Genomic DNA, 18,037 nt, shown 5'->3' with positions numbered 1-18,037 from the left:
GGGGTCAGGAACCGATGCTGCTCAAGACCTCGCTGAGAAGCTTCTTCGCCCACAAGGGGCGGATGGCGCTCTCGCTCATCGCCGTCGTCCTCTCGGTCGCGTTCGTCTCCGGCACCCTGGTGTTCTCCAACACCGCGACCGCCACCTTCGACAAGCTCTTCGCCACCACCGCCTCCAGCCTCTCCGTCCGCCCGGTCCAGCCGGACCGCGACGGCGAGGAGATGTCGGCCGGCGAGAAGGCCCGCACCGTCCCGGTCGAGACCCTGGCCAAGGTCTCCGCCCTGCCGGGCGTCAAGTCCGCCCGGGGCGAGGTGAACTCGCAGAGCGCGGTGCTGGTCGACCCGGCCACCAACAAGCTGGTCGGCCCGACCAGCGGCGCCCCGACCATCACCGGCTCCTGGCACGACGACCAGGTGATGCTCAAGATCACCTCGGGCAGGGCCCCGGTCGGCCCCGACCAGATCGTGCTGGACGCGGACACCGCCGAGAAGGCCAAGCTGGGGCTCGGCTCCAAGCTCCGGCTGATCGCCGACAGCGGCAAGCACGACTTCACCATCTCCGCCATCGCCACCTTCCAGACCACCAACCCCGGTGCGGCGCTGGCCTTCATGGACGGCCCGACCGCGCAGAAGGTGCTGCTCGGCACCACCGCCTACACCTCCGTCGAGGTGACCGGCGACGGGTCGAAGACCGACGCACAGCTGAAGACCGCCGCCCTCGGCGCGCTCGGCGAGGGCTACCAGGCCCTGACCGCCGAGGAGCAGAAGGCGGAGGGCCAGAAGGACATGGGCTTCCTGAAGTACATGAAGTACACGATGCTCGGCTTCGCCGGCATCTCGCTGCTGGTCGGCGGCTTCCTGATCATCAACACCTTCTCCATGCTGGTCGCCCAGCGCACCCGGGAGATCGGTCTGCTCCGGGCCATCGGCGGCAGCCGCAGCCAGGTCAACCGCTCGGTGCTGATCGAGGCGCTGATCCTCGGCGTGCTCGGCTCCACCCTCGGGCTGCTGGCCGGCATCGGGCTCGCGATGGGCCTGATCCAGCTGATGAAGCTGGCCGGGATGAACCTCTCCGCCTCCGAGTTGGAGATCGGTGCCAGCGTGCCGATCGCCTCCTACCTGGTCGGTGTGGTCATCACCGTGCTGGCCGCCTGGATCCCGGCCCGCCGCGCCTCCAAGATCTCCCCGATGGCCGCGCTGCGCGACCACGGCACCCCGGCCGAGGCCAAGGCCAACCGGATCCGGGCCGCCATCGGCATCGTGCTCACCCTCGGCGGCGCGGCCCTGCTGGCCGCCGCGGCCGGCGCCTCCACCGCGAGCACCGGCGGCTCGCTGCTGGGCCTCGGCGTGGTGCTGACCCTGGTCGGCCTGGTCGTGGTCGGCCCGCTGCTGGCCACCTTCGTGGTCCGGCTGCTCGGTGCGGTGCTGCCCGCGCTGTTCGGCCCGTCCGGCAAGCTGGCCCAGCGCAACGCCACCCGCAATCCGCGCCGCACCGGAGCCACCGCCGCCGCGCTGATGATCGGTCTGGCCCTGGTCACCGGTGCCTCGGTGGTCACCACCTCGATGGTCACCTCGGCCAACGACCAGCTCGACAGCTCGGTCGGCGCCGACTACATCGTGGGCGGCGGGCGCTCCGGGCTGACCCCGGAGATGGTCGCGCTGGTCCAGAAGACGCCCGGGCTCAAGGACCTGACGTTCCAGAAGGACATCGAGGCCAAGCTCACCGTCCCCGGTGGCAAGCAGGTCAAGCAGAGCCTGGCCGCGGCCACCCCCTCCTTCCTGAAGAACTTCAAGTTCGAGGCCAAGGAGGGCACCCCGGAGGCCGGCTTCGCGATCGGCGCGGTGGTAGTCGGCGAGGACTTCGCCAAGGAGCACGGCCTCGCGGTCGGCTCGAAGATCACCGCCGAGTACGCGGCCGGGGGCAGCCAGGAACTGACGGTCGGTCTGGTCTCCAAGCGCGGCAACGACGTGCTGCGCGGCCTGTTCGTCAACACCGAGACGGTCGCCAAGGCCATCCCGGCGGACAAGCTCCCGGGCGACGTGGCGGCCTTCGCCAAGGCCGCCGACGGCGCCGACCCGGCCAAGTCGCTGACCGCGCTGCAGGACTCGCTCAAGGAGTACCCGCAGCTCACCATCATCGACAAGGCCGGCTACAAGGACCTGCTGCAGAGCCAGATCAACACCCTGCTCTACATGGTCTACGGCCTGCTCGGCCTGGCCATCGTGGTCGCGGTGCTCGGCGTGGTGAACACCCTGGCCCTCTCGGTGGTCGAGCGCACCCGGGAGATCGGCCTGCTCCGCGCCATCGGCCTGTCGCGCCGTCAGCTCCGCCGGATGATCCGCCTGGAGTCCGTGGTGATCGCGGTCTTCGGCGCCCTGCTCGGCACCGGCCTCGGCCTCGGCTGGGGCATCACCTCCCAGCAGGTGCTCGCCGACCAGGGGCTCAGCCTGCTGGACGTCCCGGTGCTCACCATCGTCGGCATCCTGATCGCCTCGGCGGTCATCGGCCTGCTGGCCGCGCTCTTCCCGGCCTTCCGGGCCGGGCGGATGAACGTCCTGGCGGCCATCGCCACCGACTGACCGACCGTCACACCGCAGGGAAGAACGACCGAGGGGCCGCCACCGGGGAGCGGCCCCTCGGTCGTTTCCGGCCGTACTCAGCTCAGCGCGTCGCCGAACAGGAAGTTGCCGACGTGGTCCGGGTCCGTGGAGGTGTAGAAGCCCCGGAAGGCCGCCAGCACCTCGGCCTCGGAGAGCACCCCGTCCCGGTCGGTGTCCAGCTTCTCGAAGGCGAACCGGGCGGCCGGCTCGCTCGATCCGAAGGCCCGCTGGAAGTCCCAGAACTCCGCCGCCGAGATCCGCCCGTCCCGGTCCCGGTCCATCAGCCGGAAGACCGCGTCGGCGGCCGGTGCCAGCACGTCGTCGAACGCCCCCGGCGCCTGCGCCAGCAGCCGCATCCCGGCCCGGTACTCGTGCTCCTGGATCTTGCGGTCCCTGTTGGTGTCCAGGTCCGCCACCAGTGCCTTCCACCACCCCTGAGCCGCCGTCAGCATCGCGGTGGCCTCGGCCGAGTCGAAGGCCACCCCGGAGGCGTCGATCATCCGCGAGGCGAGCCCGAGGACGTCCGTCGCGTCGATCACCCCGTCCCCGTCCAGGTCGGCCTGGGCGAAGCAGAGGTCGATCTTCCGGTCCAGCAGGTCCCGGCTGGCGGCGATGGTCATGGCGGTTCCCTCGTTCCGTGGGCTCAGACCCGGGCGAGCCTAGGGAGCCGCCCGCACCGACCGCAACAACGGCCCCACGTACGCGTGAATGAAAAGCTGATCGCACTGCGGCCGGGCACCGTGACAGCATCGCCGCCATGCAGCACCCCGCACCGCCGCCCCTGCCGCAGGCACCCCCGCTCACCGCCGAGGCGGCCGCCCGCTGGCGCTCGGCCCGCACCGCCCACCGCTGGGAGCTGCGCCGGCTGGCGTTCGTGCCGCTCGCGCTCATGCTGCTGCTCGCCGTCGGGCCGCACGGCCCCGAACTGCCCGACGCACCGCACTGGTACGCCTCGGCGGACGCGGTGCTCGCCGCCCTGCTGCTCCAGGCACTGGCCCTGACGGCCCGTCCGGGACGGCTGCCGCTGCTGCCGTACGCCCTGCTCGCGGTGCTCGGGTACGCCCCCGGTGCGGCCCCGGACGGTCCGTTCCACCGGATCCCGCTGCTCGCCGAAGCCGCGCTGGCCGCCCTGCTGACCGTCGCCGCCGTCGGCCGCCACCGGGCCCGCCGCCGGCTGGCCGCCCTGCTCGGCCCCGAGGTCCCGTACCCCTGGACGCTGGCCGGCCAGCCCTCGCCGTTCCTGCAGGACCCCGATCCGCCGGTCGGCCGACAGTGCTCCGGCGCCCTGCTGCTCGCTGCTGCCGCGGTGCTCCAACTCACCTTCCCCGCCCTGCTGGTGGTGAGCGCGGGCCTGGCCGGGACGGGCCTGGTCGCGCTCGCCTCGGCCGCCGAGGCCGTCCGGCTCCGGCGCTCGTTGGCCGACCGGCCCGGGGCACCGGCGTTGCGCGTCGACCTCCAGGAGGAGTACGTGCCCCAGGTCGGAGCAGTCGGTGGCGAACCGCTCTGGGAGTTGTCGTTCCAGGAGTGGCGCCACTGGCAGGACGGCCGCTGGCAGGTCCGGGCAGCTCCCGAAGCGGCGGACGGTCCGGACGACGAGGACGACGAGGACGACGACGAGGACTGCGGCTGCGGCGATCAGCTTCCCGGCCCGCCCCGGCCCGCTCTCCTCTACCAAGGGCCGGACGGCCGCCGCGCCCAACTGCTGGTCCACTCCTGGCCGACCCCGGACGGCACCGCGTGGGTCGCCGCCCTCACCCGCCCCGAGGTCCGCCCCGGAGGCTCCTGGTCCGACTAGGCTGGCGACCATGAATCCCGAGCACTACGCGCTCCTGGAAGAGGCCCGTCGAAGCCTGCCCGACGGATTCAAGGTCGAGCTCTCCGGCGACACCATCGTGATGATGGTCAGCCCGTCCGGCATCCACCAGCGCAACCTGCTGACGGTCCGTCGCCAGTTCGACGCCCACCTGCCGGAGGGCCTGCTGCCCAGCGAGAACACCGATCTGGTCTCGCCGAACGTCGGCAAGAGCCGCAACCCGGATCTGACCTACCTCCCCGAAGAGGCCCTGGCCACCACCGACAACCAGGTGCCGGCCGAGCTGGCCGCCATCGCGGTCGAGCTGGTCTCGCCGTCGAACCCGGAGAACGACTGGGTCGGCAAGGTCCGGGACTACCCCGCGATGGGCATCCCGCTCTACCTCCTGGTCGACGCCCGGGAGAAGACCGTCACGCTGTTCGGCCGACCCGACGGGACGCGGTACCACCGCCGGGAGGACGTCGACTTCGGCGAGACCCTGTACCTGCCCGAGCCCTTCGGCTTCGAGCTGAGCACCGCCGGGCTGCTGCCGTACTGACGGCCGGTCAGGCGCGGTCGGTGCGCAGGGCGCCGAGGAGCAGGGCCGAGGTGAGAAGTTCGTCGTCCGGCCAGGCGGCGAGGGCGATGGTCACCACCGGGACCAGCACGAAGGGCGGCGCCCGCTCGGCAGCACGCACCACCCCACCACCCCCGCGCCAGGGCCTGACGTCACGTCAGGCCGGAGGCCGTGCCGTCGGGTGACAGGGACGCGGAGGGTGCTCGGGCAACCGCTCGCCGTGCCGAGCCGATGCCGCTGCTCTCCGGCGGGGACCGCTTCCCGGGCCGGGCCCCGTGCTCGCCCGGTTCTCCCCCTGTCCAGGGCACCGTCTCGGCCGGCGGACCCCTGGGCGGGCCCCGGAGGGGCAGGTGGGAGCATCGAGCCCATGTTCCATCCCGCTCCGCCGCTCCCCGCCGCCCCGCCCCCGCTCACCGACCCGGTCGCCGAACGCTGGCTGACCGCCCGTACCGCGCAGCGGTGGGACGGCCGCTGGCTGGCGGTGGTGCCGCTGCTGGTCTGCGTGGTGGCGATGGGTCAGGCCGCGCGGACGCCGCTGCTCTGCGGCCCGGCCCAGCCGTGCGGGCAGAGCTGGGCGGAGGACCTGATCGCCGTTGCGCTGCTGGTCGAGGCGGTCGCGTTGGCGGTCCGGCCGCGCGGGCTGGTGCTGCTCCCGGCCGCGCTGCTGCCGCTGATCTGGTACGTGCCCGACGGGCTGCCGGACGAGGTGAGCCGCTGGGTGGCGCTGGCCGCCCAGGCCGGGCTGCTGGTGGTGCTCGCACGGGCCGGGCTGGGGCGGCGGGCGGCCCGGCAGCAGCTGGCCGATCTGATGGGTGACCGGCAGCCGTACCCGTGGACCCTGGCGGGGGCACCGGCACCGGAACTGCCCCGTCCGGTGGTGCGGTTGGTGCTCGGCGGGCTGCTGCTGGGGCTGGCGGCCGTCTCGGTGGCGGTCGGGCTGGAGCGGCAGGCCGACAGCGACGACCGGGCCGCGCGGGCCGAGGCCGTCCCCGGCCGGGTGCTCTCCTCCGACGAGCTGGGTGACACGGTGGTCGAGTACCGGCTGCCCGGGGACCACCGGCCGCGCACCGGCGCGGTGGACGTGTACTGGGACGCGTACCCGAAGCCCGGCGACACCCTCCCGCTGCTGGCCGACCGGGACGGCTGGGTCCGGCCGGCCGGGGACGCGTACGACCCCACCGGCTGGCTGCTGCTGGCGACGGTGCTGGGCAGTCTCGGGCTGGTGGCGCTCGGCTGGGCCGCGCGCAGCGTGCGGCTGGTGCACCACCTCGGCGGTCCGGGCGCCCCGGTGCTGCGGGTGGTGCACCACCCGCAGCAGGACGAGGAGGTGGTCGGCCCGGAGGGCGGCGGTCCGCTCTGGCGGCTGGAGACCCGGCAGTACCTCGGTTGGGACGGCACCTGCTGGGTGCCGCTGGGCACCTTCCCGTTGCACTGGGAGGAGGAGCAGGAGCGCGTCCACGGTCCACGGACCGCCTGGCTCTACCAGGCACCTGACGGTGTGTCGGCCCAGGTCCTGGTGCGCCGCTGGACGGCCCACGACGACCGTGACGGGGTGCTCGAACTGGACTGGCTGGCGGTGGTCTGCACCCCGCAGGCGAGGGTGCTCCGCCGCCCCGCGCCGGCCACCGCCCGGCCGACGCCGGACCAGGGCATGCCGGCCCGGCTGCGGCTGGCGGTCGGCCCGGTCGCGGCGCTGGTGCTCGGCGCGCTGGTGGTGCTCCGGGCTGCCGACGGCTGGTGGGCGGGGCTCGGTCAGCCGCTGCTGTTCGGCGGGTTCGCCCTGGCCTCGGCGGTCGGGGCGCTCGGCTGGCAGGCCCGGTTCGACCGGCAGGGCCTGGTCACCTGCACGGGGCTGACCCGACGCCGGACGGCCTGGGCGGACATCACCGGGGCATCGGCGGCCAAGGGCCGGGTGACCGTCCGGACCACCGGCGAGCAGGAGCTCACCATCGGCCACCGGGCGGCCGAGTGGCTCGGGCTCGGCGACTACGACGCCGCCGCGCTGGCCGACGCCGTCGGACGGGCGGCAGCGGACCCGGCGGCCCGGCCGGCCACCGAAGTGCCGGAGGCCGCCCCGGAACTGGTGGTCAACCGGGTGGCCCTGACCGCCTACCTGCTCACCACCGTGCTGGTCTTCGCCACCGCCCGCGACTGGCTCGGCTGAGCACCCGCCGGCCCCGTCGGCCCCGTCGGCACGGGAGCCGACCACCACGGCCGGACCGCCGTCCGACCGCTGACCCGCCGTCAGGGGCAGCTGATCTCCGCCCCGGTGCTGGCGGCCACCGTCGTCGCCGGAGCGGGTGCGGACGCGGAGGCGGCGGCCGAGGCCGGGGAAGGGGTCGGAGCCGCCGACGGAGCGGACGGCAGCGGCAGCACGCCGGTGTAGTCGGCGGCGGCGATCACCTGCATGGTGGCGCCCAGGCCCGGGGCCTGGACCAGCTCCGCGTAGGGGAGGGCCGCGGCCACGGTCTTCACCGACTCGTCCCACCGGGGGTCGTACCGCACCACGGTCCGGGTGGCGCTGCCGCCGCCCGCGTTGGACGGTGCCCCGGTGGTGGCGAAGCCGGCCTTGCGCAGGTCGCCGTCGACCCGGGCGCCGAGGCCGGCCGTGCCGGCGCCGTTGAGCACCTGGATCCGGATCTGTGCGGGCGGCACCGCCCCGGACCGGCCGGGCTCGGCGGGCGGTGCGGCGCCGGGCGGCCCGGCGTCGGGCGCCCGTCCGGTGAGCGGACGGCCGGCCCGGACGGCGTCGAACAGCGCCTTGGCCCCGGCCGGGTCCCAGAGCACCGTCGAACCCCAGCCCTCCACCTGGTGGTTGACGTCGGCCAGCGGCACGGTGGCGAAGTCGGCGGTGGCGGGGGAGAGGTCCTTGAGCCGGGTGGCCAGCTCCACCAGATCGGCGGTGGAGAGGTCCTGGTCGGCCTTGACCGAGCGCAGCACCGTCTCGGTGACCCGGCTCAGCTTCGCCGGGTTGAGCAGCGTCCCGCTGCCGGTCGCCTGCCGCAGCAGCTGGGCCAGGAACTTCTGCTGACGCTGCATCCGGCCCAGGTCGGAGGAGCCGTCCACGTGCCGGGCCCGGACGTAGCGGAGCGCCCCGGCGCCGTCCAGCCGGGTGGTGCCGGCCGGCAGGTCGAGCCCGGAGTACTGGTCCTTCAACGGCTTGGCGGTGCAGACCTCGACCCCGCCGAGCGCGTCCACGGTGGAGACGAAGGAGAGGAAGTCGACCTGGAGGTAGTGGTCGATCCGCAGGCCGGTGTTCCGCTCCACGGTGCGGACGGTGAGCGAGGGGCCGCCCATGCCGTAGGCCGCGTTGACCTTGCCGTGGCCCTCGGGCACCTCCCGGCCGGTGGCCAGGTCGCGGTGGGCCGGGATCACCACGTAGGAGTCGCGCGGGACGGAGACCACGCTGGCCCGGCCGCCGCGCTCGGAGAGCTGGACGATCATCAGGGTGTCGGTGCAGTGGCAGGACTCGCCGCCGGCGTGCAGCAGGCCCTTGAGGGTGTCGGCCGGGATGCCCTCCCGGTCGTCGGTGCCGGCCACCAGGAAGGTGGTCACCGCGTCGTCGGGCGGACGCTCCCCGGCGGCGCCGAAGGCGTCCACCCGGCCGATCGCGTCGCCGACCCCGGCCAGCAGGGCGTTCCCGCCGCAGGCGGTGGCCAGCACCGCGAGCGAGAGCGAGGCCGCGAGCCAGCGGCCCCACCGGCGGCGCACCGGCGGGGTGCGCTTGCGGTCGGTCCCGGGTCGGGCGGCAGTGGGCGGCACCCTCGGATGGTAGGCGCGCGGCGGGAGCACGGAAGCAGGACGCGCCGGGCGGGTACGCCGGACGCGGGGCCCTCTGACGAAACGTCACTGCACCCGTTCGGCCACCTTCCGGTGCGCGCGGACCGGCGGGGTGAAGCTCTCCGGGACCCCCGGCCCGATCCGGCCGACCACCGGCAACCGGCCCCGCGCGAGGGCCTCGTGACGCTATCTTCGGCGCCATGGGGAATCCGGTGCGGGTGATGGCGGGCGCGGACGTCGACGAGCGGGCGCGGATCGGTGAGGGCAGTACGGTCTGGCACCTGGCCCAGGTCCGGGAGGACGCGGTGGTCGGGGCCGACTGCATCATCGGGCGCGGCGCCTACGTCGGCCCGGGGGTGGTGATCGGCGACCGGGTGAAGCTGCAGAACCACGCCCTGGTCTACGAGCCCGCCGTGCTGGAGGACGGCGTCTTCGTCGGCCCGGCGGCGGTGCTCACCAACGACGTGTACCCGCGCTCGGTCGATCCGGACGGCAAGCTCAAGCGCGGGGACGACTGGCACGCCCAGGGAGTGACGCTCCGTCAGGGCTGCTCGATCGGCGCCCGTGCGGTGATCACCCCCGGTGTGACGGTCGGCCGCTGGGCCATGGTGGCGGCCGGTGCGGTGGTGCACCGGGACGTGCCGAACTACGCCCTGGTGGTCGGTGTCCCGGCCCGCCGGATCAAGTGGGTCGGCCGGGCCGGCGAGCCGCTGGTCGAGGACGGCCGGGACTTCTGGAGGTGCCCCCGGACGGGCGAGCGCTTCCTGCAGATCAACGAGACCCTGCGGGAGCTCCCGCAGCGCTGACCGGGCGCCCGGCGGGTGTCAGTAGGTGTAGGTGCCGCCCTGCGGGTTGACGGTCATGCAGTTCCGGTCGTCGTCGGCGGTGACCGCCTCGGCGGACCTGGGCAGCCCGGTCGGCGGGGTGGCCACCGGGAAGCCGGTGCCGCTCGGCCAGTCGGCGCCGATCGCCAGCACCAGTTCGGCCTTGGCACCGCCCTCGTGCAGGGCGCTCTGCGGCAGGCCGAGGGCGGCCGCCACCGCCCTGGCCCCGGCCGCCTCGGCCGGGGGGTAGCTCAGCCGGGTGGTCTCCCGGGGCGTCCCGTTGGCGGTGGTGGCCGCCTCGGTGAAGCCCTTGGCGGCCAGCGCGGCCCGCACCTCGGTGGCCCGGCGCTCCACCCCGGAGGCGTTCTGCACGGCGATCGCCACGGTGGCGGGGGAGACGGCGGAGACCGAGGGGTCGGGGGCCGCCGACGGCGGGGCGGGTGCGGTCGGTGCACTGCCACCGGTGGCCGGACCCTTGCCGTCCAACGGCCGGTCGGCGTGCAGCAGTTGCCAGATCTGCCCGCTGTCGGGCTGCTTGAGTTCGAGCCGGTTCTCGTCGCTGGGGGCGGTCACGGTCGGTGCGGTCAGGGTGGTGATCCGCTCGGTGGGCACCTTGCGCAGGTCGCTGCCCAGGTCGTAGAGCCGCTTGAGGTCGGCCAGGTCCTTGTCCAGGCTGATCGAGCGGGAGGCGGTCTCGGCCAGCCGCATCAGCCCGGCCGGGTCGCCGAGCGTCCCGGAGGCCTTCAACTCCCGCACCATCGAGGAGAGGTAGAGGTGCTGGGCCTTGGTGCGGCCGATGTCGTCGCCCCAGGCGTCCCGGGTCCGCAGCCACTGGAGGGCCTGCTCGCCCTTGACCACGCTGGTGCCCTTGGGGAGCTTGAGGCCGGTGCCGCCGATCTTCGGCTGGTAGCGGTCGTAGAGGTTCATGTTCACGCAGACCGGCACGCCGCCGACCGCGTCGGCCATGTCCACCACCCCGGCGAAGTCGATCATCATGTAGTGGTCGACGTAGAGGTTGGTCAGCTTCGCCCAGGTGCCGACCAGGCAGCCGGGGCCGCCCCGGGCCAGGGCCTCGTTGATCATCCGCTTGGAAACCGCCGGGTAGGACTGCCGGCCGTCCTCGCTCTTGCAGGCCGGGATGTCCACCAGGGTGTCGCGCGGTATCGAGACCAGTGAGGCGTTGGAGCGGTCGGCCGAGACGTGCAGCAGCATCTGGACGTCGGCCAGACCGGGCCGGCCGGCGTCGTCGGCCGAGCCGCCGAGGGCGACGTTCTTCGCCGAGCCGCGGTTGTCGGTGCCGATCAGCAGGATGTTCAGCGGGGTCTGGCCGGCCGCGTTGGGCGCGGTCCGGGCGCCGTCGGCCTCGCTCAGGTTCCGCTGGCCGGCCTGGAAGTTGGCGTTCAGGTGCTGGTAGTACCAGTACCCGCCGCCGCAGGCGGCCAGCAGCAGGAAGGCCAGGCCGAGCGACAGCCGTCGCAGCACGCGGCCCGGTCGGCCACCGGCCCGGGCCGTCGCCGACCCGGTGGCGGTGCGGCCCCCCGGTGGCTTGGTATCGACGTTCGTCACCGGTCGCCCCCGCGAGTCCTCGTGCGCGACCCCCCGTAGGTCACCTGTTCGGAACCTACCCGAATCCGCCGAGTTCACCGCGGATCTGTTACACAGTCAGAACTCCCGCACCACGCGGCCCCTGGCCCCCGGCCGTCACTTGGCGCACACGTCGACGTCGTCCGCCTGCACCCGCTGGAGGTCCTCCGGCGCTTCGGTCGGCACCGCCACGGCGGGCTTGCCGAGCTCGGTGAAGTCCTTGCCGAGCACCAGCAGCAGCGGCTCGCCGGCACCCTGCGCGGCGCTCTCCACGGCCGCCGAGGCGGGCAGTCCGAGCGCGGCGGCCAGCGCGGCGCCCTGGGCGGCCCGGCCCTTGGGGTAGTTGACCGTGGTGGTCGTGGCAGCGGCGGTGTCCTTGCCGGTGCCGGCCAGGACGAAGCCCTTCCCCTTCAGGGTGGTGACCGCCTTGGTGGCCTGCCCGGGGACGCCGGAGCCGTTCCGCACGGTGACCCGGACGGCCGCCGGGTCCACCTGCGCGGCCGGTGCCGAGGTCTCGGCCGGTGCGGGCGCCGAGGGTTGGGCGGCGGAGGGCTCGGGGGCCGGCGCGTTCGGCACCTCGGTCAGCGAGCGGTCGGCCGCGACCATCGCGAACAGCTGCGCGGCCGGCTTGTCGTTCAGGATCACCCGGCCCTTGTTCTTCGGGTCGTCGAGCACCGGCACGGTGGCGAAGGTGATGTGCTTGGTGTCCACCTTGGAGAGGTCCAGCGCCAGGTCCTTGAGCCGGTCCACGCTCTTCAGCCCGGCGTCCACGGTGAGCGCCTTGGTGGCGGCGTCGGCGAGGTTGAACAGCTTGGCCGGGTTGGTCAGGGTGTCGCTGCTCTTCATCTTGCGGATCATCGAGCTCAGGAACTGCTGCTGGAGCTCGATCCGGGACAGGTCGCTGCCCTGGCCGACGGCGTGCCGGGTGCGGACGAAGGCCAGTGCCTGCTCGCCCTGCACCACGTGCCGGCCCTTGGCCAGCTTCAGGTGCGAGCCGGAGTCGTTGATGTCCTTGGCCACGCAGACCTCCACCCCGCCGACGGCGGTGGAGAGGCTCTTCACCGCCTCGAAGTCCACCATCAGGAAGTGGTCGATCCGGATGCCGGTCGTCTTCTCGACGGTCCGCCAGGTGCAGCCCGGGTCACGGCCCTCCTGCCCCAGGCTCTCGTTGAACAGCGTCCTGGCCGAGCCCGGGATCTTCTTCCCGCCGGCCTCGCACTCCGGGATGGTGACCATCAGGTCGCGCGGGATGCTCATCACCGTCGCGTTGCTGCGGTCCTTGGCGACGTGCATCAGCAGCGTGGTGTCGGCGTGCCCGGCGCTGCCCTCGTCGCCGTACTCGCGGCCCAGGCCCTGGCGGCTGTCGGTGCCGATCACCAGGATGTTCATCGCCCCGGTGGCGGCCTGCGGGCGCTCGGAGTCCGGGCCGACCGCGACCTCGACCGAGGAGAGGTTCCCGGTGAACCGCTGGTAGGCGTAGAGCGCCCCGCCGCAGCCGGCCACCAGCACCAGCGCGGCCGTCCCGGCGGTCCACTTGACGACCCGTCGGCGCCCGCCGCGCCCGCCGCCGCCCTGCCGGCGGGCCGACCGCCCGCCGTCCCGGGCGCCGTCGGTCGGCCGGGGCCGGGGCACTGCCGCCGGGGCCGGGGGAGGGGCGGCGTCCAGGTCCAGCCGGAACTCCCCGGTGGCCGGGTCGAGCACCCACTGGTCGGCCGGGTCCACTGCGGCCGGGGGCCGGTTCGCGTGGTGTCCGTTCTGCCGCTCTCCGCTGTTCACCTCGGACACCCTAGACGAGCACCGGCCATGATCCGGTCGCACTGTGACGGTTCCCACGGTGGTCAAAGGTCATGAAAGCGGGCAAAGTTCACGGCCCGTCGGCCCGCAATCCACCGGTTTGCCCCCGCGCGCCGTCAGTGCATCGAGCAGACCTCCTGATCGGCGGTCCGGCCCTCCAGGGTCGGCGCGGCGGTCGGCAGGGCGCTCGCGGAGGCGCCCGGCGAGCCGGTCGGCGCCCAGTCCGGGCCGTCCTCCGGGGAGGGGCTCGCGGAGGCGCCCGGCGGGGGCTCGGGCGCCGGGGACCCGTCGGCGGAGGGGTCGTAGGGGAGGACCGTGGGCACCCCCTCGGCCAGCAGGGTGGGGGAGGGCGAGGCGGGCACCTGGTAGGCCCGGACGTTCACCGTGCCGTCGGCCCGCAGCGCGGCGAACAGCCGGTCGGTGTCCGGCTGGACCAGCTGGTCCCGGTCCGGGTTCCCCGGATAGGGGCGGCGCGGGGTGGTGAGGAAGACCACGTTGGAGGTCGGCATCGAGCGCAGGTCCTGGGCCAGGTCGTAGAGCGCGCCGAGCCGGCCGAGGCCCTCGTCGGCGGTGACCGACCCGGTGGCGGCGTTCAGCAGCGGCCAGAGCCTGGTCGGGTTGAGCAGCACTCCGGTGGACTGCACCTTGCGCACCATCGAGGCCAGGAACTCCTGCTGACGGCCCATCCGCTGGGTGTCGCTGCCGTCCCCCAGGGTCTCCCGGGCCCGGACGTAGCCCAGGGCCTGCTCGCCGTCCAGGACCTGCCGCCCGGCCGGCAGGTCCAGCTTGGCGTTCCGGTCGTGGATCGCCCGGGGCACGCAGACCTCCACCCCGTCGACCGCGTCCACCATCTTCTTGAAGCCGGTGAAGTCCAGGATCAGGTGGTGGTCGATCCGGATGCCGCTGAGCCGCTCCACGGTCCGGATGGTGCAGGCCGGACCGCCCAGCTCGAAGGCCCAGTTGAACTGGACGAAGCGCGGCGTCGAGCGGGTCCCGTCCGGGAGTTCGCAGGCCGGCACCCGGACCATCGCGTCCCGGGGGATGGAGACGGCGGTGGCGTGCTCCCCGTCCGCCGCCAGGTGCAGCAGGATCGTGGTGTCCGAGCGCTGCCCGCCCGCGTAGCCGTACTCGCCGTTGGCCCCGCTGCGGTCGTCACTGCCGATCAGCAGGATGTTCCTGGCCTGCTGCGGCCCGCGCTCGGGCCGCTCCGACTCGTCCTGCCGCAGCAGCTTGCCGGTGGCGGTGTCGGTCCCGATGTTGCCGTCGAGCTTGCGGTAGCCGAGCCAGACCACCGCACCGCCGGCCAGCAGCAGCAGGGCCAGCACACCCGAGAGGATCAGCAGGAGGCGGCGGCGCCCCCCGCCGCGTACGGTCGGGGGGCGCTCGCTCTGGTCATCGTCCTCGGCCACGACGGTGATTCCTACCCGGTGGCCGGGGCGGGCGGATCAGCCCAGGCGCAGAGTCACTCGTTCGGATTCGATCCGCTTCGCCCACTGCTCCTCGGTCAGCGAGCCGGAGTTGCGGCAGAGCACCACCGAGGCGCCGGCCGCCAGCGGGGCCAGCAGCCCGGCCTCCAGGCCGGCCCAGTCGTCGTACGAGAGGGTGCTGAGCACCCGGCTGGAGGTGCCCAGCCCGAGCCGGGCCGCGCCCTCCCGGGCCAGGGCCACCGTCTGTTCCCCCGTCAGCTTCAGCGGCAGGCCGTCCTCCACCACGGTCTCCAGGGCCGGCGCCTGCGGGTCCACCGGCGAGTACGGGGCGAACCGGTCGCCCTGCCCCGGCACCTCGGCGGCGTAGTCCAGGAAGCCGTCCGGCCGGGCCGGGAAGCGCCCGCCGAGCGGACGCAGCGCGAGCGCCACCCGTTCGCCGGAGCAGTCCTTGGCGGATTCCAGCCCGTCCGGACCGCTGACCACCAGGTCGGCGTCGGCCGGGGCGCCGCCGGGCACCGCGACCACGCCCACCGACCAGCAGGCCAGCAGCCAGACGGCGGACTGCCAGTGCGCGGGCAGCAGCAGCGCGGTGCGGTCCTCCGGGCCGGCGTTCAGCTCGTCCTGGAGCAGGTTGGCGGTCTTGGCGACCCAGTTGTCGAAGGTCTTGGCGGAGAGCTCCACCCGCTCGCCGGTCGCGTCGTCGTAGAACGTGACCAGTGGGCGGGTCGGGTCCGCGTCGAGGGCCCCCGGGCGCAGGTAGGCGTGCAGCAGCTCGGCGGGGGTGCGGGCGTCGGCAGCGAATGGCGCAGTCATGGTGCGGTCCACCCTACGACCTCGCCGGGCGCCCCGGGAGGGGCGGCTACCCGGCGGAACCGACGTGGCGTCAGTTGCGGTTTGCGCGCAATATCCCTTTCATGCGCCTTGCTCTGCTTGCCACCGTCACCGCCGCCACCGCCTCCCTCCTGCTGCTCCCCCCGCCCGCCACCGCGCGGGACGGCTCCGGCGGCGTCACCACCATCCCCCTGACGGGTGCTCAGCGAGGCCTCCCGCAGCACTCCACCGCCCCGTTCTCCCTGGTCGGCGTCAGCTGGGACGACCCGACCGCCACCTTCGACGGGACCGTCGAGGTCCGCACCCGCGCCGTCGCGGGCACCTGGAGCCCCTGGCACCCGCTGGCCGTCGAGCCCGACGACCGCCCCGACCCCGAGGGCCCCGAGGGCGCCCGGCGCGGTGCCACCGCCCCGCTCTGGGTCGGCCCCAGCGACGGCGTCGAAGTCCGCCACACCGGCACCGCACCGCGCGGCCTGCGCGCCGAACTGGTCGACCCCGGCCGGGACGTGCCGGTCCGCCGGGCCGGCGGAGCGGGGCCCCGTCCGGGGATCGTCACCCGGGCCGGCTGGGGCGCCGACGAGACCATCCGCGAGCCCGACTTCACCTACACCGGCCCGGTCCGGGCGGTCTTCGTCCACCACACCGACACGGCCAACGACTACGCCTGCGCCGACGCCCCCAAGGTCATCCGGTCGATCTACCAGTACCACGTGAAGAGCAACGGCTGGCGCGACCTCGGCTACAACTTCCTGGTCGACCGCTGCGGCACCGTCTACGAGGGCCGGGCCGGCGGCGTCGCCAACCCCGTCCTCGGCGCCCACACCCTCGGCTTCAACACCGACACCGCGGGCGTCGCCGCGCTCGGCCGCTACACCGCCGACGCCGTCCCGCAGGCCCAGCTCGACGGCATCGCCAAGCTCACCGCCTGGAAGCTCGGCCTCACCGGCCAGCCCGCCAACGGCAAGACGCAGCTCACCTCCGCCTCCGACAGCAGCCGCTACAAGAAGGGCACCACCGTCACCTTCGACACCGTCTCCGGCCACCGCGACGCCTTCAACACCGAGTGCCCCGGCGAGGCCCTCTACACCCGCCTCCCCGCCATCCGCACCTGGGCCACCCACCTCCAGACCCGCTAGCCAGGCGCTCGGCACACGAGCACCCCGGAGGCGCGGGGCACTGCGGCACACGGGCACCCAGGGGCGCGAGGAACTGCGCGGGTCGGAAGCCAGACCACCGTGAGGTCGGGGCAGGCAGGTCAGTTGCACGTGTTGCCGTGTTCGTGCTCCAGACCCGCTAGGCAGCAGTGCGGCACATGGGGACCCAGGGGCGCGAGGAACTGCGCGAGTCGGAAGCCAGACCACCGTGAGGTCGGGGCAGGCAGGTCAGTTGCACGTGTTGCCGTGTTGGTGCTCCAGACCCGTTAGGCAGCAGTGCGGCACATGGGGACCCGGGGGCGCGAGGAACTGCGCGAGTCGGAAGCCGGACGTCCGTGAGGTCGGGGCAGGCGGGTCAGTTGCACGTGTTGCCGTTCCCACCGGGGTACCGCCGCACGTGCAACTGACCCCTGTGCCCTCAGCGGAGGGCGTTCACGTTCCCCCGCGCGCAGTTCCCCGCGCCCCTGGGGCGCTGCCCTGCCGTTCCGATGCGTCGCAGTCCCCCGAGCCCTTGGCTCGCTGCCCTGCCGGGCCGCCGCGTCGGCGTATCCTCCCTGGCGGGAGGTGCGGCAAGGTGCCGGAGGCGGTGCGGTGTTGGGAGCCGGGGTACCCACTGGACCTCGGGCGGACCCTGCTGCCGCTGCGCCGGGGCCCCGCCGATCCGGCGTACCGCGCCAGCGGCGACGGCGCCGTCTGGCGGGCCTCCCGGACGCCGGCCGGCGTCGGCACCCTCCGGGTGGCCCAGCGCGGCGGCACCGTCGAGGCGCACGCCTGGGGCCCGGGCGCCGGGTGGCTGTTGGCCCGGCTGCCGCTGCTGCTCGGCGCGTCCGACGACCCGTCAGGGCTGCACCTGCCGCCCGGTCCGCTGCGCGAGGCACAGCGCACGCACGCCGGCCTCCGCCTCACCCGCACCGGTCTGGTCCTGGAGTCCCTGATCCCCGCCGTCCTGGAGCAGAAGGTCACCACCGACGAGGCGTACCGCTCCTGGCGCACCCTGCTCAGGGACTTCGGCACCCCGGCTCCCGGCCCGGCCGAGGGCATGCGGGTGGCGCCGTCGGCCCGGGAGTGGGCGATGCTGCCGTCCTGGGAGTGGCACCGCGCCGGTGTCGACCCCAAGCGGGCCGCCACCGTGGTCCGGGCGGCCCGGCTGGCGGCCCGCCTGGAGGAGGCGTCGGGCCTTCCACCGGCCGAGGCCGCCGCCCGCCTCACCACCGTCCCCGGCATCGGCCCGTGGACGGCGGCCGAGACCCTCCAGCGCAGCAACGGCGACGCCGACGCCGTCTCGGTCGGCGACTTCCACCTGCCCAACCTGGTCGGGTGGGCCCTCGCCGGGCGCCCCCGCAGCGACGACGCCCAGATGCTCGCCCTGCTGGCCCCGTACGCGGGCCACCGCCACCGGGTCTGCCGCCTGATCGCCCTGACCGGCGCCCGCGCTCCGCGCTACGGGCCCCGGCTCACCCCGAACGACCACCGCCACCGCTAGGGGCCGTCTCCATGGTGGGGCCGGGCGGTCGCCGCCGGAGCACGCGTCCTCCTCACCCGGCATCGGGCCGGAGGGGGCCCTGCGACGACGTCCGGCCCCACCAAGGAGCCGCACGGTGTCACAACCGCCCCCACCAAGGAGACAGCCCCGGAGCCCGTCCGGCCTCCGGCCGGGAGGCGCTTCCCCGGCCC

Annotated in this window: 14 protein-coding genes; 7 read left to right on the top strand and 7 right to left on the bottom strand. The window is 74.3% G+C overall.

The genetic code is table 11. The features are described 5' to 3' along the window. The first annotated feature begins 14 nt into the window (after positions 1 to 14). Positions 15 to 2,579: an ABC transporter permease gene (locus tag ACIRBX_RS29405; RefSeq protein WP_402301357.1), complete on the top strand. Its 2,565-nt coding sequence runs from the start codon at positions 15 to 17 to the stop codon at positions 2,577 to 2,579. A gap of 77 nt (positions 2,580 to 2,656) precedes the next feature. Here the strand turns inward: ACIRBX_RS29405 and ACIRBX_RS29400 are convergent, their stop codons facing one another. Then, positions 2,657 to 3,220, bottom strand: a complete 564-nt coding sequence (locus ACIRBX_RS29400) for an EF-hand domain-containing protein (RefSeq protein ID WP_402301354.1) — start codon at positions 3,218 to 3,220, stop codon at positions 2,657 to 2,659. 137 nt (positions 3,221 to 3,357) lie between these two features. Between ACIRBX_RS29400 and ACIRBX_RS29395 the strand changes: the two genes are divergently transcribed. Together ACIRBX_RS29395 and ACIRBX_RS29390 are read left to right on the top strand one after the other, a co-directional pair. Further along, positions 3,358 to 4,395: a hypothetical protein gene (locus ACIRBX_RS29395; RefSeq protein ID WP_402301351.1), complete on the top strand. Its 1,038-nt coding sequence runs from the start codon at positions 3,358 to 3,360 to the stop codon at positions 4,393 to 4,395. 10 nt (positions 4,396 to 4,405) lie between these two features. Then, a complete protein-coding gene (locus ACIRBX_RS29390) occupies positions 4,406 to 4,951 on the top strand; it encodes a Uma2 family endonuclease (protein WP_402301348.1) in 546 nt (181 codons plus the stop codon). Positions 4,952 to 4,958: 7 nt separating this feature from the next. Here the strand turns inward: ACIRBX_RS29390 and ACIRBX_RS29385 are convergent, their stop codons facing one another. After that, entirely contained in the window at positions 4,959 to 5,090 is a 132-nt protein-coding gene (locus ACIRBX_RS29385; protein ID WP_402301346.1) for a hypothetical protein, read from the bottom strand. Positions 5,091 to 5,336: 246 nt separating this feature from the next. Between ACIRBX_RS29385 and ACIRBX_RS29380 the strand changes: the two genes are divergently transcribed. Next, a complete protein-coding gene (locus ACIRBX_RS29380) occupies positions 5,337 to 7,133 on the top strand; it encodes a hypothetical protein (protein WP_402301343.1) in 1,797 nt (598 codons plus the stop codon). Positions 7,134 to 7,213: 80 nt separating this feature from the next. Here ACIRBX_RS29380 and ACIRBX_RS29375 read toward each other — a convergent pair whose 3' ends face one another. After that, complete coding sequence (locus tag ACIRBX_RS29375) at positions 7,214 to 8,731, bottom strand: LCP family protein (RefSeq protein ID WP_402301340.1); 1,518 nt, start codon at positions 8,729 to 8,731, stop codon at positions 7,214 to 7,216. Positions 8,732 to 8,949: 218 nt separating this feature from the next. Between ACIRBX_RS29375 and ACIRBX_RS29370 the strand changes: the two genes are divergently transcribed. Beyond that, positions 8,950 to 9,555 (top strand): acyltransferase, encoded by a 606-nt coding sequence (locus ACIRBX_RS29370; RefSeq protein ID WP_402301337.1) that lies wholly within the window; start codon positions 8,950 to 8,952, stop codon positions 9,553 to 9,555. An 18-nt stretch (positions 9,556 to 9,573) separates the two neighbouring features. Here ACIRBX_RS29370 and ACIRBX_RS29365 read toward each other — a convergent pair whose 3' ends face one another. From ACIRBX_RS29365 to ACIRBX_RS29350, 4 genes are all read right to left on the bottom strand, one after another. Continuing rightward, positions 9,574 to 11,139: an LCP family protein gene (locus ACIRBX_RS29365; protein ID WP_402301334.1), complete on the bottom strand. Its 1,566-nt coding sequence runs from the start codon at positions 11,137 to 11,139 to the stop codon at positions 9,574 to 9,576. Positions 11,140 to 11,274: 135 nt separating this feature from the next. Beyond that, entirely contained in the window at positions 11,275 to 12,933 is a 1,659-nt protein-coding gene (locus ACIRBX_RS29360) for an LCP family protein (protein ID WP_402301331.1), read from the bottom strand. Positions 12,934 to 13,067: 134 nt separating this feature from the next. Further along, on the bottom strand, positions 13,068 to 14,360 hold the full coding sequence (locus ACIRBX_RS29355) for an LCP family protein (protein WP_402301328.1): 1,293 nt from the start codon (positions 14,358 to 14,360) through the stop codon (positions 13,068 to 13,070). Between the two features lie 36 nt (positions 14,361 to 14,396). Further along, positions 14,397 to 15,191 carry a TIGR03089 family protein gene (locus ACIRBX_RS29350; protein WP_402301325.1) on the bottom strand — a complete coding sequence of 265 codons (795 nt, stop codon included), beginning with the start codon at positions 15,189 to 15,191 and terminating at the stop codon, positions 14,397 to 14,399. A gap of 101 nt (positions 15,192 to 15,292) precedes the next feature. On the opposite strand from ACIRBX_RS29350, the gene ACIRBX_RS29345 reads away from it, so the two are divergent. Both ACIRBX_RS29345 and ACIRBX_RS29340 read left to right on the top strand, forming a co-directional pair. Then, positions 15,293 to 16,345, top strand: a complete 1,053-nt coding sequence (locus tag ACIRBX_RS29345) for a peptidoglycan recognition protein (protein ID WP_402301322.1) — start codon at positions 15,293 to 15,295, stop codon at positions 16,343 to 16,345. Positions 16,346 to 16,937: 592 nt separating this feature from the next. Further along, entirely contained in the window at positions 16,938 to 17,846 is a 909-nt protein-coding gene (locus ACIRBX_RS29340; protein WP_402301319.1) for a DNA-3-methyladenine glycosylase family protein, read from the top strand. Positions 17,847 to 18,037: the final 191 nt, after the last annotated feature.

It is taken from the genome of Kitasatospora sp. NPDC096147, assembly GCF_044763225.1.
Classification (GTDB): domain Bacteria; phylum Actinomycetota; class Actinomycetes; order Streptomycetales; family Streptomycetaceae; genus Kitasatospora.
This window is presented reverse-complemented; position numbering and strand designations above follow the sequence as displayed.

Coding starts and splice junctions, on each gene's coding strand:
- ACIRBX_RS29405 (WP_402301357.1), top strand. CDS start 15: ATGCTGCTCAAGACCTCGCTGAGAAGCTTCTTCGCCCACAAGGGGCGG.
- ACIRBX_RS29400 (WP_402301354.1), bottom strand. CDS start 3,220: ATGACCATCGCCGCCAGCCGGGACCTGCTGGACCGGAAGATCGACCTC.
- ACIRBX_RS29395 (WP_402301351.1), top strand. CDS start 3,358: ATGCAGCACCCCGCACCGCCGCCCCTGCCGCAGGCACCCCCGCTCACC.
- ACIRBX_RS29390 (WP_402301348.1), top strand. CDS start 4,406: ATGAATCCCGAGCACTACGCGCTCCTGGAAGAGGCCCGTCGAAGCCTG.
- ACIRBX_RS29380 (WP_402301343.1), top strand. CDS start 5,337: ATGTTCCATCCCGCTCCGCCGCTCCCCGCCGCCCCGCCCCCGCTCACC.
- ACIRBX_RS29370 (WP_402301337.1), top strand. CDS start 8,950: ATGGGGAATCCGGTGCGGGTGATGGCGGGCGCGGACGTCGACGAGCGG.
- ACIRBX_RS29350 (WP_402301325.1), bottom strand. CDS start 15,191: ATGACTGCGCCATTCGCTGCCGACGCCCGCACCCCCGCCGAGCTGCTG.
- ACIRBX_RS29345 (WP_402301322.1), top strand. CDS start 15,293: ATGCGCCTTGCTCTGCTTGCCACCGTCACCGCCGCCACCGCCTCCCTC.